We start from the raw sequence: 22,607 nt of genomic DNA, 5'->3' as shown, positions 1-22,607 counted from the left end.
GCAACACACTTATTACTTAAAATGGATTAGGGCTATGACCATGGATAGGCTCGCCTGTGGTTGGGTGAGTAAAGTAAATATCGCTGGCATGTAGCATTAAACGCAGTGGGATGTCATTCGCTTCAAGACTGTTGTTGAGTTCTGAGCTGTTATAAAGATCACAACCCAAAATAGGATGGCCAAATTCAAGGCTATGGATCCTCAATTGATGGGTGCGACCTGTAATTGGCCTGTATTGCACTAAAGTTCTAGGGGGGTTATCCAAGCGACTAATTACCTCATAGTCACTAATAGCACTTTTGCCCGTAGAGTGGCAAATCTTTACTCGGGGAAACAAAGCCTTATCTTTAGCAATAGGGGCAGATATTTGGCCACTGTCAGCTTCAACCCACCCAGCTAAAATAGCGAGGTAACGCTTTTGCACTGCCCGTGTTTGAAACTGTTTATTCAGACTCTTAGATGCAGCACTGTTAAGCCCCACAACCATAACGCCAGAAGTCCCTAAATCTAGCCGATGTGGCAATTTAGCATCTAAAAAAGCAGGTGTCGCTCTTGTAGTCAGGGTAGCGCTTTGGCCGTGAACTAAACGATGATGAACTGAATCCCAATTAAGCAGGTTTTTACCCGATAAACTTAACAAACCACTCGGTTTGTTAATCAATAAAATATCATCATCTTGATAAAGGATCTCTACCCTAGCCTGACACTCAGGTGCCACAAAATTATCAATTATTTCACTAGTAAGAAAAGAGTCCGATTTAGACATTTAAGGGTCCTGGTTAAATAAAAGTGAGAAGGTTATTTCCAAAAATGATTTAATTAATAATGGCATCCCACGTTGTTTCAAGATGATTTGCCACGAAAGCCCTGTATACACGGTTTAAAAAGTAAACGCTATTGATGGGAGATCACTAACAGATCTCTTTTACGCGACCGACATCGCCACTTTCTAAACGCACTTTAATTCCGTGAGGGTGATTTGGCGATTTAGTTAAAAGGTCTTTTACAATACCAGAGGTTAATGTTCCGCTACGCTGATCTTTTTTAAGAACAATTTTGACTGCTAACCCAGGGTGAATATCAGCTCGATTGGTTCCACTCATTCTCTCTTCCTTAGTGTTCAGAAAATTTCTGATTAAACGCTTATCATCGATAAGTGTTGTCTGCCAATGACAATACCCAAACCACTTTTAGGTGCTTGGGTATACCATCGGTTGCTTGTTTGGTTATGAATTTCTCAACCAAACATCAGCGTTGCCAAGACCTTTTTTCTTACGTTTTTTCTTACCTGTACCTTCCGGTTTTGCCATCGGCTTATTGGCCTCTAACATCTCTTGGGTAATGGTTTCATCGAGTTCAAACCCTTCCACCTGTTCACGATCAAGGCGGATCTTGTTTTTCTTCTCAATAACTTTGAAATGATGAAAGTCTTCATAATCAATCAATGACAGAGCGAGACCAACTTCACCAGCACGGCCACTTCGGCCAATACGGTGCATGTAGTCTGATGGGCTTCTTGGTAGATCAAAGTTAATCACTACCGGCAATTTTTCGATATCTAAACCTCGGGCCGCGATATCCGTTGCAATCAACACATCAATCTCACCGGACTTAAATGCTTCCAATATACGGGTACGGTAGCCCTGCCCTTTATCACCGTGAAACACTTCGGCTTCAATACCACGCTTATACAGTTTATCGGCTAGGTGCTCACAACTGTTCTTGGCATTGACGAAAACAAGCGCTTGTCGCCATTGATGCTGCTTGATCAAATGCGCTAGTACCGCTGTTTTTTCACCCTTATTTACGTTAAAAGCACGCTGCACAACGGTGCTGGCATCATCACTTTGTAATTGAATTTCAACAGGGTCATTAAGCAGCTCCTGTGTTAACGTCTGTACTTGCTCAGGAAATGTCGCTGAGAACAATAGCGTCTGCTTTTGTTTTGGTAATTGACCCAGCAATTCAGATAGCTCTTCAGTAAAGCCAAGGCTTAGCATTCGATCAGCTTCATCAAGCACTAAGGTCTTGACCTTATCGAGCTTAATCGCATTACTTGACATTAAATCGAGTAATCGACCTGGCGTGGCAACCAAAATATCGGTGCCACCACGTAGCGCCAACATTTGAGTATTCGCAGATACACCACCAAAAACAGCCACTGTTTTAATAGCACCGTTAAAGTGCACAGCGTATGACTTAACACTGTCAGCAACTTGTTTAGCCAGTTCACGCGTTGGTACTAAGATAAGTCCAGTTACATAGTTACCTTGGCTACCCTTCGGGTTCTCTTTGTTTTTTTGCGTAAAGAGATCCTGCAACATTGGCAGTGCAAACGCCGCCGTTTTGCCCGACCCCGTATTTGCGCCTGCAATCAAGTCACGCCCCGCTAAAACACTTGGAATAACTTGCGCTTGAATAGGTGTAGGCTGGTGATATTCCAGCTCTGTTAGTCGAGCTAACAAAGGTTGAATGAGGGCAAGTTCCGGAAAGCTGGCTGGCGTTTGGGCAGTAGTCATTGGGTAATAAAGGCTCTAGCAAAAATATTGGCGTGCATCTTAGCGTATTTGAGCCCTGCGAAGTAGCAGAATGATAAACCTATTCCCGCTGATATCGATTAATAACGTTCTCTATAGTCATTATTCCAAACATGATTTTTCGAACAAATGACTCTGAACTACCGACGAAGTAGAAATTAGGGTGCCGTGACCATATCTTTTGTAAGGTAATATCGAGCTGAGCGGCTTGTTCAGAAGACTCACTTCTCACTGGATTATTGCTACTGATATCATGCCCCGAGGCGCCAGCTGATTCGAAAAAGATAACAGCATCATAACGGGCTATTTCCTCGTCGAAGGTCGAGTTAACCTCCTTGAAAAAATCACTTTCCGTTCCCGGCCAATAAGCTAAGCCATCAAGTGATCCCCGATCGCATACTAGCAACCTTTCTGGAAAATGTGCTTTATTGATATCTTCCAAGTTTTTCTGTAATTGGAAAATTGTTTTCTGAATCATCTTAAGTACTTGCTCATCTTCTGAGCGCGTTATCCCGCCAGAAAATAGAACGGTTGCCGCCTCTGGAACAACAGCAATTTGGTTGCCTAGCTCCCGTCGAAAGAGATCCAAGGCGGTAGTTTTCCCACCTCCCGGACCACCAGTAACGACCACTTTCAGCTGCTTTTTCATCATAGGCTCTGGCTGACTGATATTTATCTAAAAGCTTAGTCAAAAAAATATGAATCCTTTTCATTCCGGCTTCGTCTTTATCAGTAGTGATTCAATTTAATAAGGACGAAGTATGTTCCAAGTCTTCACCGATATCGCCTCTTGGGCGGTTTATTCTGTACTGGGGTTATCTCCCAATACTCAACTAGCAGGAGCCCTGCATTTCTTCATCGATGACACCCTAAAAATATTCGCCTTATTACTTGTCATGATTTATTGCATTGCTTTGGTTCGTGCCTCGCTCAATGTTGAACGGGTAAGAGACTATTTAGCCGGAAAACACCGTGCGCTGGGCTATTCGCTTGGTTCGCTGTTTGGTGCAATCACCCCATTTTGCTCATGCTCTAGCATTCCGGTATTCCTTGGGTTCACTTCAGCCGGGATCCCTTTGGGGATAACTATGGCGTTTCTCATTACTTCCCCGCTGATCAACGAGGTCGCAGTTCTGTTACTGATGAGTCTACTCGGCTGGAAGTTCACCCTAGTATATATCGTGCTGGGTATGTCTGTCGGAATTCTGGGCGGTATATTCTTGGATGCCATCAAGGCTGAACGCTGGCTTCAACCTTTTGCGGCAAACGCCTTGAATCAAGGTAAAAAACTACAAAAAAAGGCGCAAAACAAACAAGAGGATACTCCCTGCTTCCAACCCAGTAAGGCATCCCTGACTTTGACAGAACGACATGATTTCGCCAAAGAAGAGGTTACCACCATTTTTGGCCGGGTGTGGAAGTGGGTCATTATCGGTGTGGGACTGGGTGCCGCCCTTCACGGCTTTGTACCTGAAAGTTGGATAGAGTCTTATTTAGGGGCTGGTCAATGGTGGTCAGTACCTGCAGCAGTTTTGCTCGGCATCCCGCTTTATTCTAATGCAACTGGGGTTATCCCCGTCATGGAGAGCCTTATCACCAATGGGCTACCCATTGGTACTACTCTGGCTTTTTGCATGAGTACAGTTGCAGCCAGTTTTCCAGAATTCATCTTACTCAAACAAGTCATGCAATGGCGTTTACTTGCCACGCTTTTTGCCGTTCTATTGGTAGCATTTACCCTTATTGGCTGGGTATTCAATGCCACGTTCCCAATACTGTAAAACCGATTATCTACCCAATAAATGAAGAAGGATCAAACAATGAAAAACGTAAAAGTACTTGGCTCTGGTTGCAAGAATTGCAAAGTAACCGCTGAACTCATTCAAGATGTGTTTAACAGTCTGGAAGTCAGTTTTGAACTAGAGAAAGTGGAAGATTTGGCGCAAATAATGGCCTACGGTGTAATGTCGACCCCAGCAGTTGTCATCGATGACGTTGTTGTACATAAAGGCAGTGTGCCGAAGCGAGGCAACATCGAAGCTTGGTTAGTGAGCTAAGTCTCGCCAAGTGATGCAATCAAGACAAAACTATTGATGATTCAGGGAGAGACTCAGCACAGCCAGTCTCTCCCTTCTGATAACCAATCTCTCTTATTCATTGAATAATTCACATTGTAATTCTGCTTTTACACAAAAAATTTAAACCCTGTTCTACCCTTATGGCTACCAATGACAAAATGGACACTGCCATGAAACTAAGGATGTTATTACCTCTCACCCTTTTATTTACAACCCTGTCACTCTCAGCCGCAACGTCTAAAGATTTGGTAAAAACGACCACCAGTTGGGACGGAGAGCCTCTGCCTGCGGTTCAATTCAGACAGCCGGAAATAACCATTAAAGAGGTTACTGTAGAGCCGGGAGAAAAATTACCTTGGCACCAGCACCCTGTTATCAATACCGGGATTTTGCTTTCCGGCCAACTCACCGTGCATACACAAGATAAAAAAATCACCATCAACGCAGGTGATCCCCTCGTCGAGGTGATGAATACTTCCCACTACGGGGAGAACACAGGCAGTAAACCCGCAACAGTCATTATTTTCTATATCGCAGAGAAAGGCAGTAAGGTCACCGTATTGGATGATTAACCGTTGCGCTACAGATGTTGCTGTACAATGATCGCCAAAACGTTTGCTTGCACTCCACTGATTTTCGCTACTACACTGAAAGTCATAAGCAAACGGCTTCGTATAACCCCATTAATATGGAATGGGGGTCTCTACCAGAATCCGTAATGTTCTGATTACGAAGAGTTAAGCACCTTAAGACACACAATCAATACGCCTACAGCTGCAAGGCTTGTATATAATTATAATAAGGGCTTGATATGAAAAACTTTATTCAAGGACTACCAAAAGTAGAACTGCACTTGCACATTGAGGGCACCCTTGAGCCCGAATTGATGTTCGAGTTAGCACAGCGCAACAATATTGCCATTCCATTTTCTTCTCCCCAAGCGGTTCGGGATGCCTATCAATTCCATAATCTGCAATCCTTTTTAGATATCTATTATCAAGGTGCCAATGTTCTTATCACCGAACAGGACTTTTTCGACTTAACTTGGGCTTACCTATTACGCTGTAAAGAAGACAATGTGATCCACACGGAAATATTTTTTGATCCTCAAACTCATACCGAGCGTGGTATTGCCTTCAAAACAGTTATTGATGGTATTACACGGGCACTCGCTCAAGCCCACACCCAGCTTAATATTTCCAGCCAACTGATAATGTGCTTCCTCCGCCACTTGGATGAAGATGCCGCTTTTGAAACCTTAGATCAAGCAATGGCCTATAAAGACCAGATCATCGCAGTAGGGTTAGACTCATCTGAACTTGGCCACCCACCCGAAAAATTTACGCGGGTATTTCAGGCTGCAAGAAGTGCTGGCTTCCTCACTGTTGCCCATGCAGGTGAGGAAGGTCCAGCACAAAATATACTCGATGCCATATACCTGCTTGGAGTGAGTCGCATCGATCATGGGGTTCGCTGTGTAGAAGATACAGAGTTAGTCAAACAACTGGCCGAAAGCAGAATGCCACTGACCGTCTGCCCACTATCTAATACCAAGTTAAAAGTCTTTGAACACATGGGACAACACAATATTGTCGATCTTCTGGAAACAGGACTATGTGTCACCATCAACTCTGATGATCCCGCTTATTTTAGCGGTTATATGACAGATAATTTTGTCGCGGTTGCAGAGGCACACCCGCTGACGTACCAGCAATTGGCGAAGTTTACCCTCAATGCTATCGAAGCCAGCTTCATCAAACACACCCACAAAGTGACACTGTCACAAAAAGTACAAGATCATGTCTCTCGTTTCCACAGTTAATTAAGGCTGAAGAGTCTAGAGTCTGACCATACCTAGCAAACAGCCCGGCAATGGCCGGGCTATTTTATCAAGTGACTACTTATTCCTAATCTTTAGTATGGAACAAGGGCTGCCCTTTCTTATCGGCATCCGACCAAAAGTTGATATTGAACTGGGCGTCATCACTCAGTTTGATACGATGCCAGTATTGAGGTGGGCTCGTTGCGAATTGCCCAGCATTAATGACAACCATAACCTCTGGCTCAGTTGCTTCACTTTCAGCAAAGCCAAAATAAGTAACCGTTCCTTCCATAACACACAGCTGACCAAATACACCAGCGGCAGTATTATGGTGGCTGAGTAATGCTGCTGGTACCGTGTCTTTGGTAAAGAAAGGCGTTGAACGCTGTATTGTCCAATGTGCCGGAATACGTTGATGGCTCATGGTAATCTCCAATTCAATTCTAAATCTATTAGCTGATGTATTTACTGTTTCATTCTTTCAACAACGGGAATGCAATGGGCAGGTGCTGCATGCCCCCCTAAATCTGACTAAGACATTGCACTGAGCATGCCAATCTTTTATCTTATTGAAAAATATGTTTTTTATTTTACAGCAAGATAAAGATTGTCTTTTAGACAATCAAATATAACTGTCAAAAACACAATAGGATGTCATAATGACAACATAGCAGTTAGCCAAAAGCCACGACCATGCAAAATACACCGAAAGAATTAACTCAGCTTGCCTTGGATCTTACCCAAGGCATTTCCAGCCAAGACCGATTTGATCGCCTGCTCTCTGTCATCAAATCCCTTTTTGGTTGTGATTCATCCGCCCTGCTTGCTTTTCGTGATCAGCATTTCTCCCCGCTAGCGATCAACGGGCTATATGAAGAAGTACTGGGGCGGCAATTCGATATCAACGACCATCCTCGCCTTGAGGCGATTGCCAGAGCAGGAGATATTGTCCGTTTTCCCCATAACAGTGATCTGCCCGATCCGTATGACGGGCTTATTCCCAGCCATCAAGGCAACCTGCATGTACATGCCTGTATCGGCTTGCCTTTAATTGCCGATGAAACCTTAATCGGAGCATTGACCATCGATGGTTTTGATCCCCACCAATTCGATCTGTTTAGTGATGAAGAGTTACGTATTATCAGCGCCCTAGCTGCTGCGAGTTTACATACAGCCTTATTGATGGAGCAGTTAGAAAGCCAAGCTTTCACCATGCCAGAATCTCACGGACAGGCTGCAATCCAATCAGGGAAATCAACCCCGTCAGGAAAGGTAGAAATGATTGGTAAATCGAAAGTGATGGATGAGCTGAGAAGCCATATTCAAGCCGTCGCCGCAACAGAACTTTCTGTATTGATCTCCGGTGAGACAGGGGTTGGTAAAGAGCTAATCGCTGCCTCGATACATCAATCGTCCCACAGAAGCCAAAAACCGTTGATCTACCTTAACTGTGCCGCACTGCCAGAATCCGTTGCCGAAAGTGAGTTATTCGGGCACGTCAAAGGGGCTTTTACCGGCGCAATCAGTGACCGAAAAGGAAAGTTCGAAATGGCGGATGACGGCACACTGTTTCTTGATGAAGTCGGTGAGTTACCCCTATCCCTACAAGCAAAGCTGCTGCGGGTACTGCAATATGGCGACTTACAACGCGTTGGTGACGATAGTGTCTTGAAAGTAAACACTCGAATTGTCGCTGCGACGAACCGCCAGCTTCATGAAGAAGTGAAAGAAGGTAAATTCAGGGCAGACCTCTATCATCGCTTAAGTGTCTTCCCCATCATAGCACCGCCTCTAAGGGAGCGGGGAAATGACATTATTTTGCTAGCTGGCTTCTTCATTGAGCGTTGTAAAGGCAAACTGGGAATCAAGTCGATGCGACTGAGTAATGAGGCGCTAGCGCAACTTTCTGCCTATACATGGCCAGGTAATGTCCGTGAGCTTGAGCACGCAATCAATCGTGCCTCTGTGGTTGCCCGAGCTGAATCGATGAACTTGGACTTCATAGAATTACAACCACAGCATTTTGAGCTCATTAGTACACCGCTGGCATTTTCAAAAGAGGCACTTTCAGAAGGCTCTCCCTCACACCATGACAATATAAAAAGCCCAATGTCGGTCGAAACCAATATTGGGCTTAAAGGTGCGACTAGCCGCTTTCAATACCAGTTTATTGAAGACTGTTACCAGCGCAACCATCAAAACTGGGCAGCAACTGCCAGAGAGCTGGATCTGGACGCGGGTAACCTCCACCGCTTGGCAAAAAGATTAGGGCTAAAATAAGCTAACCATTACACAATAAAGGTCGATACCTTATCGTTCAAACTTGCAGCCTGTTGGCTTAAACTCTCGGCTTGCTGGCGAGCCTGATGGGCATCATCGGTAAGCTGATCACTCACATCCTTGATGGTGGTGGTATTTTGAGTGATCTCATCGGTCACATGTGTTTGCTCTTCCGCCGCCGTTGCGATCTGGGTTGCCATATCACTGATCATGGCCACTGAGGTATTGATTTGCTCCAATGCTACCGTCGCCTCATCAGCATCGTCCACCGTACACTGAGCAAGCTTTGAACTAGTATGCATCAGGTCAACCGCTTTGGTGGTGATCTGCTGCAAGGTCGCAATCATGCTCTGGATCTCCTCAGTCGATGTATGAGTGCGCTGAGAAAGCACACGTACCTCATCGGCGACAACCGCAAATCCTCGGCCTTGTTCACCGGCACGGGCCGCTTCAATAGCTGCATTCAATGCCAGTAAGTTTGTCTGCTCCGCAATACCCTGAATGGTGGACAAAATACTGTTGATCCCTTGAGCATGCTCATTCAGCTGTCCGATCACGGTCGTGGCTTCACTCACCTCATTGGCGAGATTAGAAATCGAGTGACGACTTTGTATAACCAACTCACGACCGCTATTAGTATGAGAGGTTGAGTCTTGTGCCGCTCGTGCCGTTTGCTCAGCGTGTGATGCAATTTCCTGTGTTGCCGAAGCCATTTCTGTAACGGCCGTAGCCACCATGGTTATCTCATCTTGCTGTCGCTGCAGCTCTGATGCTTGTTTATCGGCACGAAACTCGCTCAGTGATGCGCTTTCGCCCAACTCTGCACCTTGTTTACGCACATGGCCAATAAGCACCTGAAGGCTGGCAACGAACTGGTTGAAGTTTCTCGCCAGTTCGCCGACCTCATCTTCAGTATCGATGTTAATTCGCTGGGTAAGATCACCGCCACCTTGCGCAATAACACCCAGCGCTGAAGAGACTTGCTGTAATGGCTTGAACAAATACACGCACAGCAGATTAAATAAGAAGGCACAGACGACAACCACAAGCAAAGTCATGAATAATTGTTCGTACAAAGTGCTGTAAAGTGGTTCTAGCACCGACTGTGCATTGATAACGATAACGGTTTGTAGTGATTTACCCACAATAGGAGCGACATATAAATAGCTATCGGTGCCATTGATCACAACGCGTTCAATATGGCGACCACTTGCCAAGCGTGACAGCAATTTGCTAGTTAAATCACTATCTTTGTAGTTTGTCGGTTGGTTCAGCAACGAGGTATCAGCATGAGCAAAAATGTTACCCTGCTCATTGGCAATAAACATGTAACCAGAACCCGGCAATACAACATTATCAAGCTGGTTAACAATGTTTTTTATTTCTACATCGGCACCCAGCACCGCTTGGTTACCCAGAACATTTACAGCCTTACCCATAGACACTACGCTTGCACCTGTCGCAGCAGCAACTGTTGGGTTTTCGATCGTTACTTTGCCATTTTGAATAATGGCATTTTGATACCAATGCCACTGACGAGGATCATTATTGCCAGGCGGTAATACGGCCTGATTGGCATTGACTTGAGTTCCATCGGTGAAAGCCAAAAAGACATTATCAAACCCTGCTGAGTTTTTGACTTGCCTTAGATGGGCGGGGATATCTTGAGCTTTGATATCTTGCGGAAATGCCGATAGCGCCATGGCTTTCGAATCTATCCAATCAATAACATACTCGTTATAAGCGGAGGCGACCCCACGTAACCGAGCATTCAACTCTTCATCAAGGCGATTAAGAGAAGAGACAAACGAGAGTACAGTGACCAATGCGCCACCAAGGATAATGGCAATACTTGCTGAAACAGCAAGCTTCTGCCGCAAAGATAAACTTAGCATCAGTTTCCTTTTATTATTAGCTATTATGCATAAATTAATTCACGCCTCGAATTATTGCACTTTTATTGTGTTGAGAGTATCACTTAATAGCATTTTTTAACCGTTATGAATTGAGCAACAAAGCATTTGATCTATGTCATACGCAATGATTTGAATTTAAAAAGATCGGGTAATTATCAGAAGGAATAGCATTCAACCCTAAAATACCCATAAAAAAAGGCCCCTCCCGGGACCTTATTTAGAGAGAGTTAGATATTCACTCTCTCGCATACCCATTATTATAATGGCGAACATCAGGCACAATGTTATGCTTATTTAGCAATCGGTACATAGTTGCTCTTGAAACACCGAGATCTTTTGCTGCTGAAGCAACCTGTCCACGATGGGTCTCAAGCACGGCAACCAACACATCTTTTTCTGCCTCGTCCTTGATATTACGCAGACTCTGTTTGAGGTTAGACTTACTTGGTAAGTCGAAATGTTCGGCTTTCACTTCATTGCCTTCAGCAAGCAAGGCCGCACGTTTTACCTGATTAATTAGCTCTCTTACATTACCTGGCCAGCTGTAGCGCAATAGTAACTGCTTGGAGTCTTCAGAAAACGATGAGGCCATGGTGCTGTATTCACGCGCGAATTTGGTCAAGAAGGTTTCAGCAAGCAAGAAGATGTCAGAACCACGCTCACGCAATGTTGGAACTTTAATATGGAAGACATTCAGACGATAAAACAACTCTTTACTAAATTGTCCATTTGTCACCGCAACTTCTAAATCTACACTGGTAGAAGCAATGATACGCACATCCCCAGAGGCTTCCTCTTCTAAACTGTCACAGCTAGGCGCTTGAAGATACATTAAAAGAGCTTCTTGTAGCTCTTTAGATAATTCATCAACATTATCTAACATGAGCGTGCCATTAAATGGTGTTCCGTCTTCCTGGCGATAACTACCATCAAGGAGGGCCATGTTATCGTCATCTTGACTCAAAGCCGCACAGTTTAACGCAATGAAAGGGGTATTCTTCCGCTTGGAGAGGTTATGGATAGACTTCGCAATCAATTCTTTACCAGTCCCGTTTTCACCAGTAAGAAAAACGTTCACTTCAGTCATCGCAACACGACGGACCATGTCACGCAACTGTTTGATTGATTTTGACTCGCCATACAACCCCATGTCATGCTGCGAGGTGATCTCCACCCAAGAGCTTGACTCAATCTCAAGCATACCAAGTTGATGTCCAATGGTACTCAACATGTGGCTGCTTGGAATTGGCACTGTGAAATAATCAACACAGAAGTTATTAATAAATTGGCAGATAGCATCTGTTTTAAGCTGTTCCTTTTTAATGATGGCTATCCATTTAACTTGCTTAGTTTTATTCGCCCTCAGTGAAATACTATTTAAGCTAAAGTCATTATTACTTAAATCAACAACACATATACATGGGCTGTATTCTTCCAAGATTGAATCAACCGTACGTAGATCATAACAACAGTGGGTTTTCCATCCAGATTGTTCTAAAAGCGCAATCCATGGTTCGTAGTTACATCCAAGTGCTACTAAACGACCATCTATTGATTTATTTTGACTTTGAGTCACCATCGAAGTCACCTTCTATCAACTTATATTTATTGTGTTTGTAATAAGAATATAGGTGACATTTTTGTGTTGTGACACGTTTCAAATATAAGAAACTCCATCAAGACAATTACAAAACTAGGAAACCTTAATCAAATTACAGATTTATCAACAAGTTAGACAATTAAAAATGATAAGAAAAAAAATGAACTTTTTATCGAGGATAATAGAATTACAAAGAATAAAAAAAAGCATTGTAAAGAATACAATGCTTTTCATGACAAAAAAGTACTAAACATCAAACTTTTAGTGCAAACGGTTTAGTATCCGCTATTCAATATTGCACTCTCTAAACGCTGATTTAATAGACTTTGCCTATTGAAATCCTGTACATCAGCCTCAATATCTAGAATGGTCTGAGTTCGTATAATGGTATCATCTTTAGTATTTTGTACCACGAAGCCTATGGCGTCATCTGTATCCTTAATATCAGCAATGTTATTATCCCCATAAGAGAATACCTTCAGTGGATCACCATAATCATAGGTTTTAGTACCATCTTGGCTAGTGAGCACGCCATTACTTATTGTGAAATCAGCAACATGACTGGAAAGTACTGTCTCGCCATTTACCTCTGTTGTTACTGACAAGCCAATATTAATAATACTATCGTTGATGGAGACGAACCCACCACGCAACGATGACATTTCATCATTGGATAGTGTCGTTAAGCCCAGTTCATCAACAGAAAAAAAACCAATAGATGCATGAGTTATGAGAGCCGAGCCCCCTATAGCTGATACAATTAATAACCGTGATAACCTTTTCATACTAGCCTCTAATAATCATTACTACCAGGCAGAGTAATACTAAATGTTGATAGTGAATCTCTCGTAATAGCCTCTGACGTGGGAGATGTGTTATATATATTATAATTATCTGCTGTAATAAAACTTCCCCGCCCCTGTTCAATCCTATTTTTCACCAATAAAACACTACCTTTATATACTCTCTTGAAGTCATCGATAGGTATTAATAGTGTGCCTCTTGAGGGGTCGCCCAAAATCACATTCTCTTGGTTAATGCCTTTTATTACCACAAAATGCATATACCCATCAAAATTTACAATCGTGATCGCTGGGATTTGTAATTCATGAAATTTATCTAGAGGAATGTTATATCCATTGGAATCCAAACCAACAGAATCAAGGTACTTTTTCATATCGAGCATCGAAAAACCTTGCTGTTCGATTTTCTCTTGATCTCCATGCTCGAACATAAATTCAAATATAATGTTCTCTTGAGATTGAATATCATAATGGTAAGTCAGTAATGAGGCTACAGCAGCAGAACCACAACTGAAATCATATTGCTGTCTAAATACATCACCAAATAACTTCTCCTGATAGCTTTTTACTTCCACGTTAAAACCACCTCTAGATGGAAAATAATCTAAAGCGTGAATACTTGATGATGCTAAAACACTGATAAGCATAATTATTGATTTTTTCATATGCTAACGCCTATCACACAATACCAAAAGAAATATTACTCAAGCAAAGCAAGAAAGGGCCTTTCGGCCCTTAGATTTAATATGAGCCACCAGTACCTGATGAAGCTCCACCTGAGCCAACAAGCGACGCGTTGGTACTTGTTGTTTGTTGTACCATTGAGTTGTTACCCACGTTCTGACCAGCAATATTGATACCTGAGGCATCTTGGTATCCGTCAGCCAATACGTTGTGATGAGAAACCATATCATATGAGCCATAGCTACCCTTACAGCATGCACCGCCATAAGTGACCTCAGTACCCATTACGTGACCGTCGATTTCCGACTTAGCTAGAAGCTTTTCAACTTTAATTGTTACTTTTTTGTCTACTTTATACTTGGTTTGAGAATTGTTCTCATAAAGTTTATCGTACGTGTTACCTACATGCTTCATGATTAACTTGTCATCATCTTTGTCTGCATAGTAAGTATCAGTATAAGTTTTGTTAATATTTGCTTCAGCATTAATCGTGATATCATCATTGAAGCTGTTTTCAACCACTACATCACCGAGTTCGTTATCGCTGCCGTAGCCACCGCCGTAGCCACCGCCGTAACCGCCGCCGTTTGCCAGTGCCATAGGTGATGCGATAATTGCTGCTAATAGCATTAGATTTGTTTTACGCATGATTAACTCCAAATATGTAATATTGTTATATCAAATCCATTTGTTAATGGTAATTTCAAAAAATATCAATATAAATAAACCAGAAGCATTTTTGTTACGCCCTGCGAAACCAATTTCATTGGCTGCTGACATTTACATGCCAGCATAGATAGACTAACAATTATTTCAATGTCAGGTTTATTACCGTTGCATTCTGAATTAATACATTACTGCCGGTATTTTGCACGATATTATAAACTCCAGAAGAATCGCTCAACGCACCGCCGTTAAGTACATTGCTTCCTGATGTCGTATTGTACGCGCTATTACCTTCAACACTGCCATACATCTCTGATTGTGCGAGAAGATACTCAGATTCAAGTTCATATTCGCCACCACGGGAGTGGGTCATAAATTCTTCACTCAACTGCTCAGAGCTTGTTAGAATATCCAACTCGTCAGCAGCAGCTGTATTATATGAAATTAGCGCAACTACTATCAGTGTTAAATATCTCATGACATCCTCCTGAGAGCTGCATAAGCAGCTCTCAGTTATGTATTAATTACCTGCCAATACTGCGTTGGTGCTTGCACTCTGTTGAACTAGAGAGTTATTACCTGCATTCTGACCCGCAATATTGATACCTGAAGCACCAGAGAACGCACCACTCATATCGTTCATATGAGAAACAGTGAGTGATGACGCGCCACCAGATGAGCCGTAACCTTTACCTTTACCGTAACCATGACCGCCACCACCACAACACTCACCGCCGTATTCAACACTTGCATAGCCAACATGACCATCAAGCTTAGAATGAGCAACATTGTATGTGTGCATCTCGCTTAATTCGAAGTTTGAAGTGTGCTCATATACACTATTATCAATCCACTCTTTGCTGTACTTATTATTTACATCTTTCATGTACAGAGTGTCGTCATCAGAGTAGTATTTGTGATCTACCGTATATTCTTTATCTACGTTTAGAGTTAAATCTTTATCAATTGTATCATTAAATGAATCGGCAATTTCTACATCTGTGCCATCATCATATGAAGGCGCATATGGGTTATATGGCTGTTGGTAACCACCATTGTTGGCTAGCGCAAGAGGTGATGCGATAACTGCTACTAAAAGTGCGATATGTGTTTTACGCATGGTCATACTCCAAATATATTTAGTAGTTATTTTCTTATAATCACTCGCCGTGTTTGCGAGATAACTTAACTATAGTGTTGGCCAAAAAAGTTCCTGTATTATTTTTAATAATTTCACGAGCATTTACTTATTAAATTTTTCTTTTAATTCCTAACGTTTATAACGTTAAAAATATGAAAATAATTCTCACTTTTTCAAAAGTTAGAATTCTTTCTCACTTACTCTAAGTTATTATTTTTTTCTTATTATTTGGAATTCCGTCTCAAATAACAAACACCCTTTTGATTGTATCAATGAAGAGAAAAGTCAGAAATGTTCTCACAAATAAGACTAATAATAAGATTCTTAATTACCACATAATTCTCACCTCTACTATTATTTTCTTATCTAGCAATATGCTTTTTTTATTGCATATATATAAGCAGAAACCACAACATATTTTTTGGGTAAGCTAAGAGTATTAAGTGAGGAAATCGTGAGTATTTTCAATGACAAAAGCTTTATCGCGCTTCTTGCTTTGATTTCAGGGACTGTCGCAGCTGAGACCGATCAAGCTTCTAACTCCACGCAACCTAACGAAAAGCAGAAACGAGTACAGACATGGGGCGACCTTCTTGATCCTGACTTACCTGGCGTGCTTACACCAAAAGGGTCATTTGTACTCGATACCAGCTTTTCTTTTACGCAAAATTCATCCAATACCGTCTCTGTTGTCGGGTATACGGTGTTGCCCTCTCTTATTGTTGGCCTCATTGAAGCTAACGATACCGACCGGACAACCCTTACCTTTGGTCTAACCGGTCGTTACGGTATTACTAACAGGCTGGAAGTCGAAGCTCGAATTCCATGGGTTTACCGCTATGACTCTATCTCTAAAAGGAGTGTAAACTCAGGCAGTAACCAAGCTGAAACCAAAACGTTTGACAGCAGTGATCTCGGTGATATCGAAGCCGCATTCAAATACCAGATAAATATGGAAACAGCTCCATATTGGATTGCAGGACTTCGCTTTAAAACCACCACAGGGACATCGCCATATGATGTCCCCGTCGATAGTACTTTTGGTTTTGAGGAGTTACCTACTGGTTCTGGATTTCCAAGTATCGAGCCAAGTTTAACTATGATCATGCCTATGGATCCTGCCGTTATCTACGCCAACCTGAGTTACATTTGGAATATTGAAGATGATGTTTCTACCGAGATAGATAATGAAACTATCAGACGTAAAATTGACCTCGGTGACACCATTGGATTTAGCGCTGGTATGGGTTTCTCTGTTAATCCCAAATTTTCATTTAGCCTTGGCCTAAGCCATAGGACTATTCTGAAATCGAAAATTGATGGCTCGACTCAGGATGATGCAAAACTTCTCCAGCTTGATTCGATTTCTATGGGTGCCAACTACGCGATAAACCCAGAAACCACATTGAACGTTGGTGTTAGTGCAGGTTTGACCGCGGATGCCCCTGACTTCCAGCTTACCGTTCGGGTTCCATATACCCTACGCTAATTCTTCACGCTTAAAAAAGCTGACACTTAATAGCCTTACCCATTGCGGGTAAGGCTATTTTCATGACTAAAGTCTAATTTTCCTCTATGCTATGTCGCTACTACTATGTGTAACAGGAAAATAAGAATGTCCACGCCATTAGAACCAAGCCAAATTGAACAGATTCAAGGTTATGATGCCGAAAAGCGTTATAAGTATTTGGTGAAAGAAGTGGTTAGCAACCGCGAAATCTGGATTCTGACGGATGAACATGGGTGCGTCATGCTCAATACCGATGACGAGGACTGTGTACCAGTATGGCCAAACAAAGAGTTCGCTGAATCTTGGGCAACCGGTGAGTGGGAAGAGTGCAAGGCAGAAGCGATTTCCCTAAATAAATGGCACAGCCGCTGGACGCATGGTCTGGAAGACGATGAGCTTGCAGTCGTTATTTTCCCGAATCTTGATGAAGATGGCCTAGTGGTATTCCCTGATGAGCTGGACTTTGAGCTAAAACAGCAAGCAAAAAAGTCAGGTAGCCGCTAACAAACCAATAGCAATCAGTTACTCTGGGGCGATCTCAATATATTTCGCCCCTTCTTTAAAGGATATTTGCCATGGAAGCACTACTAGCTAAACTGAAGTCCCAACCTGACAGCGTCTCTTTTGCTGAAGTAATGGCAATCATCGAGCAATTTTACACCTATCAGCCGACTGCTTTCACCAACGGTTTAGGTAACGATACCCTCTTCAATGAAGCGGCTACTAATGAAGGGTCCTGCCGGATCTTCGCCTTTGCCAAGCTCAATCAGCTGTCAGAAGCGGAAACCCTTGCCTGCTTTGGTGACTATTACCGCATCGATGTTCTGCAACACCCTGACGTGTCCGATCATCAAAACATTCGCCACTTCATGAAATATGGTTGGCAAGGCATTCAATTTGACACCGCACCATTGGCTGAAAAAGCCTGTGCGTGAAAAAATCCCCCTCTGCGCTTACAGTTTTTTCTGACAATGAGAGCACTTCTCAGGTGGTTTCATAAAAAATGGCGAACGAGAGGGACTACCACAGCCGTCACAAAACTTAGTTGAACGAATCGTTAACCACGTCAGCGGCACCATAAAAGCCAATAATCCAAGCATCATGGGCAGTGGGGGTTGCATATATACAATCACAGCACCTATTACGGCATTACTTGCAATACTGTAAATCGGCCACAACTTGCGCTTTCTAGCGACATCTGTACCTCTCTGGAACAACATATAGCTTCCCGCAGCCATTGCGAGCCAAACTGCCGCAAAGATAATCAGTAAATCTTGTTGCATCTTTTATCTCTTAATTAACATCACCAGCGCATTCTAGCATTTCCCTCTCTATCTACGTATATCCGCCAGTAAATGAAAGTCACATAAAACAGTACTGATTCAGAGCCCAGCAAGGCTGGGCATTGTTGATAAAATGACCGAACGTGATAACAAGCTCATTTTGCACCATTCAGACCCTAAAAGGAGAAATTCCTATTTATGGCCTAGCTCACACAGTAAATATGCTGATTGGGAAGCACGTCACAGGATGATAATTTGCCACCAGCTTTTCGACTAGGTTCATATTGAAAACCCAGCCTTTGCCCAGATATCTTACGTATACCGCTTGACGTTGAGGCGGTGATATCGAGGAGATCCAATGATCGCGAAGTCTTTGTTCAGAACGTGTTTTGTTCTGTTATGTGTTTTCGGACGTGGCCCTGTTGCCAATGCAGCTGTACCGCAATTTACTGATTCGGAATTTAAACTTCCATCCCCTACACAAGACACCAAGGATAACTTCCAACGTTCCTTAAGCGGTTTATTTTCAATACCGAGCTTCCGCCAAGAGGCATTAAGCCAGCCTTACAACGAATTCGATAAGCTATACCAGCACGCTCAAGCTGCCCAGCAAGAGCTGGAGCAAATGCTGACCCAAGTCAGCCTTCATACTGAAGCACAACCTATAATTCCTGGTGTGAAATCACGAGAACGTGCAGAGCAAAAGATTGCGACCGAACTCAACGGCCAACCAGAAAAGTTGACTGACCTTGCCCGAGGCACACTTGTCGCAAATAACATTTCGTCACTGGTCGACGCCTTTAACCATCTGAGCCGCGAAAGCACTATCGTCGAAACCAAAAATCGATTCAAACAGCCGGCCTCTTCTGGCTACCGAGATCTAAAACTGCTGGTACAGCTTCCTCAAACGGGTTTAATTGCCGAAGTACAGCTCCACTTAGATACTATTGCAGAGATAAAAAGTGGCCCTGAGCACGACATCTACGAAACTATTCAGCACATAGAGCGCCAAGCCAGCCAAGAACAACGGTTGCTGAATGATATCGAGGTGGCAAAAATCAAAGTACTAAGACAGGAATCTCAGCAGCTATACCAACAAGCCTGGCATCAATACCTTCAGCCAGAGCCTCTGGCACTGGCAAGTTAATAAAAAATTTGTCAAGGGGAGCCGCTGGCTCCCCTTTTATTTCAACCAATTGCGTGATTCTCTGTCAGCAGTCTGTTAACTCTCATCAATGAATTTTCCAAATTCATCCAGCGTTCAGATAACTTTGTTAATCTAGAAAGCATAGAGTAGCTAGCAACTCAAATAAATACGTCACTTTTTCTAAGCAGGCTCTGCCCGCTGAGATACACACTTTTACGTATGATGCCTGATTTAATCAGGCAGCAAAGGAGTTGTTTGATGCATTTTAAATCTGTACTTCGAACGTGTTTTGTTCTGTTTTTCCTGACCCGCGGGTCAGCGATGGCAGCACCATTGATGGCAGACTACTCTGGACAAGACTATGAGGTAACACCTAAGCATTCAGAAGCCAGCAAAAAGTCGTTCCAAAAAAGCCTGAGCGGACTTTATAGCATTGAGAGCTGGCGCGCGGCTGATATTCAACAGCCATACACAAATTTCGAGGATTTATACAACGTCGCACCTTCAGCCCAGCAGGAACTGGCAAACCTGATGAATGAAGTGGGCTTAATGACCAACACCAATATCGTGTTGCCTGATGTGAAATCAAGAGCTCGAGCAGAAAAGAAAATTGCCACGGAGCTCAACGGTGATGCAAGCAAGATTACCGACTTGGCCCGAGCTTCACTGGTTGCAGATGATATCCATGGTCTAGTTGATGCTTTTGAGCTGATTAGCAAAGAAGCGACAATCGTGTCTGTTAAAAACCGATTTAAAACCCCGACCGATTCTGGCTACCGTGACTTGAAGTTACTGGTTCAACTGCCTGATTCCGAGCTAATTGCCGAAGTTCAGTTACACCTAGATGCAATTTCGGATGTTAAAAATGGTGAGGAACACAAAATTTACGAACAAATTCAGCATATTGAGCGAACAGCACTTAGCCAGAACCGCCTACAAAGTGAATTTGAAACAGCACAAATCAAAAAGCTAAGAGCTACTTCGAAGTCTCTTTACCATGATGCATGGCAACAGTACCTTCAGCCTGCGAGCATCGCCGTATAACCATTCCCCCAGAGGTCACTAGCAACGTGGCAGTGGCCTCGACCCTCAATAACATCTACTCGTAAAACCATTTCAAGTTGTTTCAGTTTTAAGCGAGATTCTCATTTTTGACTACGCTTTTAGGTGGTGGCTATGGAATCTTCATTCAACTTGGGGCCAAAACAACAACGCAGCCCCTAATACAGAGACCGCGTTATGACAAATCGTTACCAACCCATCGACTACATGCTGCAAAATCATCTCGACCAAGCCTGTGACGCCCATTATGACGTATTACTTGAGCTCAGAGATGACAGCACCGTAGAAGGGCAATGTATCAATACCGAGATACACCCTGACCGTTCTGAATGGCTCGTATGTAAAACGCGCTACCAGTACACCAAAATCCGCTTAGACTTCATCACAAAAATGAAGTCGTTAACACCGGGATCAAGCTTTTCCGAAGTTATTCCATCAACTCAAGCGATTTTCAAAAGCTAACCAAGTTGTTATACAAATAAAAAAGAGCACCTAAGTGCCCTTTGTCTGTATACCTGACTTGTTCTTCAACTATTCATTACTGAAGAATTATTTATGGACCATGATTTCCAAGATCTGCACGTCTGTTTGCGTCATCGCCCCATTGGCCAGTGCTGACATGTTACGAATAGAGGTATCTACGTCATCAGCAACAATGCCTTCGTTGCCCGTGACTCGAATGCCATCAAGAGCCATTAGTGCCGCCTTGATCGCAGCACTGGCAGACGACGATACCTTCATCGCACAACTTGTCTTAGCACCGTCGCAAATAATACCGGTGATATCACCAATCATACTGCAAATAGCATTGCTGATATGATTGAATTGGCCGCCAAGCAACCACGTCATGCCAGCAACCGCCCCCATAGACGCTGTCGTTGCGCCACAAAGTGCTGATAACTTGTTCTGATAGCTTTTGATATAGATAGCCATCAGGTGAGACATCATCAGTGCGCGCACTGCTGTTTCCTGATTGGCATTGATATGCTCTGCAACCACGACAACAGGCATGGTTGCTGCGATCCCCTGATTGCCCGAACCCGAGTTGCTCATCGCCGGTTTCATTGCCCCATCCATTCGGGCATCCGAAGCCGCCGATGTACGGCGTAAAATGTCCGTCAACAAACCTCCAGATAACAAACCTCGATCGACATTGCGTTGGAAGGTTGCACCAATTTGCAGACCGTATTTACCAGTCAGCCCTTCTTTGGACAGCTCGTTATTCAACGAATACGCCTGCGAGATAAAATCAATATCTTCCAACGGTGCGTGGAGAGCAAACTCATAAATATCTTCAGCTGTCGCTTGTTCGAAAATGTTTTCTTTTGCCGTTGCTTGCGAAGTAGTTACTTGGTCTGCAATAAACATCGCTTGACCATTCTTCTCGATAGAAACAACCTGCGTATGGCTATCAGCAATAATCACCGTCACTGTATCCGTTCCGTCGCCAACGGTAACCTTGGCAAACAGAATATTACTGACATCAGCCACACCTACCGATACCGCGCTGCCATCTAGCATCTTTTTAGCTAAAGCAACGTCTTCCGAAGTAATACTTTTCAATACTTCGAGGCCTGCATCAGCGTCGCCCGCCAATGCGCCCACTGCCGCTGCAATTGGCAAACCGACCATTCCGGTACCCGGTACGCCGACACCCATGCCATTTTTCATCAAGTTAGGTGAAACAAAAGCCTCAATATAATTAGGAGTACACTTTAGTTCACGCGTAGCCATTGCAGCGGCCAAAGCAACAGAAACTGGCTCGGTACAGCCCAGCGCTGGCACAACTTCACGCTTTACAGTCTCAATAAAACCATTCCATAGATGCTTTTTCATGTTCATCACCTTCATGACATTAATAGGGTATCAGGCTTATTTAAATGCAAATTCAGGAGATATAAGCCCTTATCTTTATACCCAAGTTACCTCAAGGTGCAGGATTCAGAAGGTTGTCAGCGCCTTCAATCCAAGGAGAAGGTTTGCAGGAATGGCATTCCCTTTCAAAAAGCTTCAACGAAAGAGTGAATGGGCTGACACCCTCCCGAAGGGCGAGTTTCTAAGCTTCTATACTGCGTTAT

General features: G+C 43.3%; 25 protein-coding genes and 1 riboswitch. Of the genes, 11 read left to right on the top strand and 14 right to left on the bottom strand.

All coding sequences use genetic code 11. The annotated features are described in order from the left end of the window. Positions 1 to 16 precede the first annotated feature (16 nt). From ACVA58_RS19425 to ACVA58_RS19410, 4 genes are all read right to left on the bottom strand, one after another. Complete coding sequence (locus ACVA58_RS19425; protein ID WP_446512018.1) at positions 17 to 766, bottom strand: RluA family pseudouridine synthase; 750 nt, start codon at positions 764 to 766, stop codon at positions 17 to 19. Between the two features lie 145 nt (positions 767 to 911). Next, on the bottom strand, positions 912 to 1,103 hold the full coding sequence (locus ACVA58_RS19420) for a YwbE family protein (RefSeq protein WP_446512017.1): 192 nt from the start codon (positions 1,101 to 1,103) through the stop codon (positions 912 to 914). A gap of 123 nt (positions 1,104 to 1,226) precedes the next feature. Next, positions 1,227 to 2,519, bottom strand: a complete 1,293-nt coding sequence (locus tag ACVA58_RS19415) for a DEAD/DEAH box helicase (protein ID WP_446512016.1) — start codon at positions 2,517 to 2,519, stop codon at positions 1,227 to 1,229. 79 nt (positions 2,520 to 2,598) lie between these two features. Next, positions 2,599 to 3,189 (bottom strand): AAA family ATPase, encoded by a 591-nt coding sequence (locus ACVA58_RS19410; protein WP_446512015.1) that lies wholly within the window; start codon positions 3,187 to 3,189, stop codon positions 2,599 to 2,601. Positions 3,190 to 3,298: 109 nt separating this feature from the next. On the opposite strand from ACVA58_RS19410, the gene ACVA58_RS19405 reads away from it, so the two are divergent. The 4 genes from ACVA58_RS19405 to ACVA58_RS19390 all read left to right on the top strand — a co-directional run bounded on the left by ACVA58_RS19405 (position 3,299) and on the right by ACVA58_RS19390 (position 6,437). After that, on the top strand, positions 3,299 to 4,318 hold the full coding sequence (locus ACVA58_RS19405) for a permease (RefSeq protein WP_446512014.1): 1,020 nt from the start codon (positions 3,299 to 3,301) through the stop codon (positions 4,316 to 4,318). 39 nt (positions 4,319 to 4,357) lie between these two features. Continuing rightward, positions 4,358 to 4,594, top strand: a complete 237-nt coding sequence (locus ACVA58_RS19400) for a thioredoxin family protein (RefSeq protein ID WP_446512013.1) — start codon at positions 4,358 to 4,360, stop codon at positions 4,592 to 4,594. A 191-nt stretch (positions 4,595 to 4,785) separates the two neighbouring features. Beyond that, positions 4,786 to 5,187 (top strand): cupin domain-containing protein, encoded by a 402-nt coding sequence (locus tag ACVA58_RS19395; RefSeq protein WP_446512012.1) that lies wholly within the window; start codon positions 4,786 to 4,788, stop codon positions 5,185 to 5,187. Positions 5,188 to 5,265: 78 nt separating this feature from the next. After that, positions 5,266 to 5,365, top strand: a riboswitch (purine riboswitch). A 61-nt stretch (positions 5,366 to 5,426) separates the two neighbouring features. Next, positions 5,427 to 6,437, top strand: coding sequence for an adenosine deaminase (locus ACVA58_RS19390; RefSeq protein WP_446512011.1), 1,011 nt, complete (start codon positions 5,427 to 5,429; stop codon positions 6,435 to 6,437). Between the two features lie 85 nt (positions 6,438 to 6,522). Here ACVA58_RS19390 and ACVA58_RS19385 read toward each other — a convergent pair whose 3' ends face one another. Next, positions 6,523 to 6,861: a DUF1971 domain-containing protein gene (locus ACVA58_RS19385; RefSeq protein WP_446512010.1), complete on the bottom strand. Its 339-nt coding sequence runs from the start codon at positions 6,859 to 6,861 to the stop codon at positions 6,523 to 6,525. A 269-nt stretch (positions 6,862 to 7,130) separates the two neighbouring features. Here ACVA58_RS19385 and norR point away from each other — a divergent pair, with 269 nt between their 5' ends. Further along, positions 7,131 to 8,717, top strand: coding sequence for a nitric oxide reductase transcriptional regulator NorR (gene norR, locus ACVA58_RS19380; protein ID WP_446512009.1), 1,587 nt, complete (start codon positions 7,131 to 7,133; stop codon positions 8,715 to 8,717). 8 nt (positions 8,718 to 8,725) lie between these two features. Here norR and ACVA58_RS19375 read toward each other — a convergent pair whose 3' ends face one another. The 7 genes from ACVA58_RS19375 to ACVA58_RS19345 form a co-directional block, all read right to left on the bottom strand. Beyond that, positions 8,726 to 10,615, bottom strand: a complete 1,890-nt coding sequence (locus tag ACVA58_RS19375) for a methyl-accepting chemotaxis protein (protein ID WP_446512085.1) — start codon at positions 10,613 to 10,615, stop codon at positions 8,726 to 8,728. A gap of 253 nt (positions 10,616 to 10,868) precedes the next feature. Beyond that, positions 10,869 to 12,212, bottom strand: a complete 1,344-nt coding sequence (locus ACVA58_RS19370) for a VpsR-related response regulator (protein WP_446512008.1) — start codon at positions 12,210 to 12,212, stop codon at positions 10,869 to 10,871. Positions 12,213 to 12,508: 296 nt separating this feature from the next. Next, complete coding sequence (locus ACVA58_RS19365) at positions 12,509 to 13,018, bottom strand: hypothetical protein (RefSeq protein ID WP_446512007.1); 510 nt, start codon at positions 13,016 to 13,018, stop codon at positions 12,509 to 12,511. Positions 13,019 to 13,026: 8 nt separating this feature from the next. Continuing rightward, positions 13,027 to 13,701, bottom strand: a complete 675-nt coding sequence (locus ACVA58_RS19360; RefSeq protein ID WP_446512006.1) for a C39 family peptidase — start codon at positions 13,699 to 13,701, stop codon at positions 13,027 to 13,029. A 76-nt stretch (positions 13,702 to 13,777) separates the two neighbouring features. After that, entirely contained in the window at positions 13,778 to 14,368 is a 591-nt protein-coding gene (locus tag ACVA58_RS19355) for a hypothetical protein (protein WP_446512005.1), read from the bottom strand. A 160-nt stretch (positions 14,369 to 14,528) separates the two neighbouring features. After that, positions 14,529 to 14,864, bottom strand: a complete 336-nt coding sequence (locus tag ACVA58_RS19350) for a carbon storage regulator (protein WP_446512004.1) — start codon at positions 14,862 to 14,864, stop codon at positions 14,529 to 14,531. Between the two features lie 42 nt (positions 14,865 to 14,906). Continuing rightward, entirely contained in the window at positions 14,907 to 15,506 is a 600-nt protein-coding gene (locus ACVA58_RS19345; protein WP_446512003.1) for a hypothetical protein, read from the bottom strand. Between the two features lie 475 nt (positions 15,507 to 15,981). Between ACVA58_RS19345 and ACVA58_RS19340 the strand changes: the two genes are divergently transcribed. From ACVA58_RS19340 to ACVA58_RS19330, 3 genes are all read left to right on the top strand, one after another. Then, complete coding sequence (locus ACVA58_RS19340) at positions 15,982 to 17,016, top strand: transporter (protein WP_446512002.1); 1,035 nt, start codon at positions 15,982 to 15,984, stop codon at positions 17,014 to 17,016. Positions 17,017 to 17,142: 126 nt separating this feature from the next. Then, a complete protein-coding gene (locus tag ACVA58_RS19335; RefSeq protein ID WP_446512001.1) occupies positions 17,143 to 17,541 on the top strand; it encodes a DUF2750 domain-containing protein in 399 nt (132 codons plus the stop codon). Positions 17,542 to 17,612: 71 nt separating this feature from the next. Continuing rightward, on the top strand, positions 17,613 to 17,972 hold the full coding sequence (locus ACVA58_RS19330; protein ID WP_446512000.1) for a HopJ type III effector protein: 360 nt from the start codon (positions 17,613 to 17,615) through the stop codon (positions 17,970 to 17,972). 18 nt (positions 17,973 to 17,990) lie between these two features. Here the strand turns inward: ACVA58_RS19330 and ACVA58_RS19325 are convergent, their stop codons facing one another. Next, positions 17,991 to 18,320 (bottom strand): hypothetical protein, encoded by a 330-nt coding sequence (locus ACVA58_RS19325; RefSeq protein ID WP_446511999.1) that lies wholly within the window; start codon positions 18,318 to 18,320, stop codon positions 17,991 to 17,993. Between the two features lie 358 nt (positions 18,321 to 18,678). Between ACVA58_RS19325 and ACVA58_RS19320 the strand changes: the two genes are divergently transcribed. The 3 genes from ACVA58_RS19320 to ACVA58_RS19310 all read left to right on the top strand — a co-directional run bounded on the left by ACVA58_RS19320 (position 18,679) and on the right by ACVA58_RS19310 (position 20,991). After that, entirely contained in the window at positions 18,679 to 19,467 is a 789-nt protein-coding gene (locus tag ACVA58_RS19320; RefSeq protein WP_446511998.1) for a phosphoribosylglycinamide formyltransferase, read from the top strand. Positions 19,468 to 19,725: 258 nt separating this feature from the next. After that, complete coding sequence (locus ACVA58_RS19315) at positions 19,726 to 20,511, top strand: RelA/SpoT domain-containing protein (RefSeq protein WP_446511997.1); 786 nt, start codon at positions 19,726 to 19,728, stop codon at positions 20,509 to 20,511. Positions 20,512 to 20,706: 195 nt separating this feature from the next. Then, positions 20,707 to 20,991: a Rho-binding antiterminator gene (locus ACVA58_RS19310; protein ID WP_446511996.1), complete on the top strand. Its 285-nt coding sequence runs from the start codon at positions 20,707 to 20,709 to the stop codon at positions 20,989 to 20,991. An 87-nt stretch (positions 20,992 to 21,078) separates the two neighbouring features. Here ACVA58_RS19310 and ACVA58_RS19305 read toward each other — a convergent pair whose 3' ends face one another. Then, positions 21,079 to 22,365 carry an L-cysteine desulfidase family protein gene (locus tag ACVA58_RS19305; protein WP_446511995.1) on the bottom strand — a complete coding sequence of 429 codons (1,287 nt, stop codon included), beginning with the start codon at positions 22,363 to 22,365 and terminating at the stop codon, positions 21,079 to 21,081. Positions 22,366 to 22,607: the final 242 nt, after the last annotated feature.

The organism is Photobacterium sp. DNB22_13_2, from assembly GCF_052873915.1.
This window is presented reverse-complemented; position numbering and strand designations above follow the sequence as displayed.

Bases quoted from the DNA above. Each gene is read 5' to 3' on its own strand.
- ACVA58_RS19345 (WP_446512003.1), bottom strand. From the start codon at position 15,506: ATGCGTAAAACACATATCGCACTTTTAGTAGCAGTTATCGCATCACCT.
- ACVA58_RS19360 (WP_446512006.1), bottom strand. From the start codon at position 13,701: ATGAAAAAATCAATAATTATGCTTATCAGTGTTTTAGCATCATCAAGT.
- ACVA58_RS19355 (WP_446512005.1), bottom strand. From the start codon at position 14,368: ATGCGTAAAACAAATCTAATGCTATTAGCAGCAATTATCGCATCACCT.
- ACVA58_RS19325 (WP_446511999.1), bottom strand. From the start codon at position 18,320: ATGCAACAAGATTTACTGATTATCTTTGCGGCAGTTTGGCTCGCAATG.
- ACVA58_RS19335 (WP_446512001.1), top strand. From the start codon at position 17,143: ATGTCCACGCCATTAGAACCAAGCCAAATTGAACAGATTCAAGGTTAT.
- ACVA58_RS19320 (WP_446511998.1), top strand. From the start codon at position 18,679: ATGATCGCGAAGTCTTTGTTCAGAACGTGTTTTGTTCTGTTATGTGTT.
- ACVA58_RS19390 (WP_446512011.1), top strand. From the start codon at position 5,427: ATGAAAAACTTTATTCAAGGACTACCAAAAGTAGAACTGCACTTGCAC.
- ACVA58_RS19370 (WP_446512008.1), bottom strand. From the start codon at position 12,212: ATGGTGACTCAAAGTCAAAATAAATCAATAGATGGTCGTTTAGTAGCA.
- ACVA58_RS19310 (WP_446511996.1), top strand. From the start codon at position 20,707: ATGACAAATCGTTACCAACCCATCGACTACATGCTGCAAAATCATCTC.
- ACVA58_RS19400 (WP_446512013.1), top strand. From the start codon at position 4,358: ATGAAAAACGTAAAAGTACTTGGCTCTGGTTGCAAGAATTGCAAAGTA.
- ACVA58_RS19305 (WP_446511995.1), bottom strand. From the start codon at position 22,365: ATGAAAAAGCATCTATGGAATGGTTTTATTGAGACTGTAAAGCGTGAA.
- ACVA58_RS19410 (WP_446512015.1), bottom strand. From the start codon at position 3,189: ATGATGAAAAAGCAGCTGAAAGTGGTCGTTACTGGTGGTCCGGGAGGT.
- ACVA58_RS19415 (WP_446512016.1), bottom strand. From the start codon at position 2,519: ATGACTACTGCCCAAACGCCAGCCAGCTTTCCGGAACTTGCCCTCATT.
- ACVA58_RS19330 (WP_446512000.1), top strand. From the start codon at position 17,613: ATGGAAGCACTACTAGCTAAACTGAAGTCCCAACCTGACAGCGTCTCT.
- ACVA58_RS19395 (WP_446512012.1), top strand. From the start codon at position 4,786: ATGAAACTAAGGATGTTATTACCTCTCACCCTTTTATTTACAACCCTG.
- norR (WP_446512009.1), top strand. From the start codon at position 7,131: ATGCAAAATACACCGAAAGAATTAACTCAGCTTGCCTTGGATCTTACC.
- ACVA58_RS19315 (WP_446511997.1), top strand. From the start codon at position 19,726: ATGCATTTTAAATCTGTACTTCGAACGTGTTTTGTTCTGTTTTTCCTG.
- ACVA58_RS19405 (WP_446512014.1), top strand. From the start codon at position 3,299: ATGTTCCAAGTCTTCACCGATATCGCCTCTTGGGCGGTTTATTCTGTA.
- ACVA58_RS19420 (WP_446512017.1), bottom strand. From the start codon at position 1,103: ATGAGTGGAACCAATCGAGCTGATATTCACCCTGGGTTAGCAGTCAAA.
- ACVA58_RS19385 (WP_446512010.1), bottom strand. From the start codon at position 6,861: ATGAGCCATCAACGTATTCCGGCACATTGGACAATACAGCGTTCAACG.
- ACVA58_RS19365 (WP_446512007.1), bottom strand. From the start codon at position 13,018: ATGAAAAGGTTATCACGGTTATTAATTGTATCAGCTATAGGGGGCTCG.
- ACVA58_RS19350 (WP_446512004.1), bottom strand. From the start codon at position 14,864: ATGAGATATTTAACACTGATAGTAGTTGCGCTAATTTCATATAATACA.
- ACVA58_RS19425 (WP_446512018.1), bottom strand. From the start codon at position 766: ATGTCTAAATCGGACTCTTTTCTTACTAGTGAAATAATTGATAATTTT.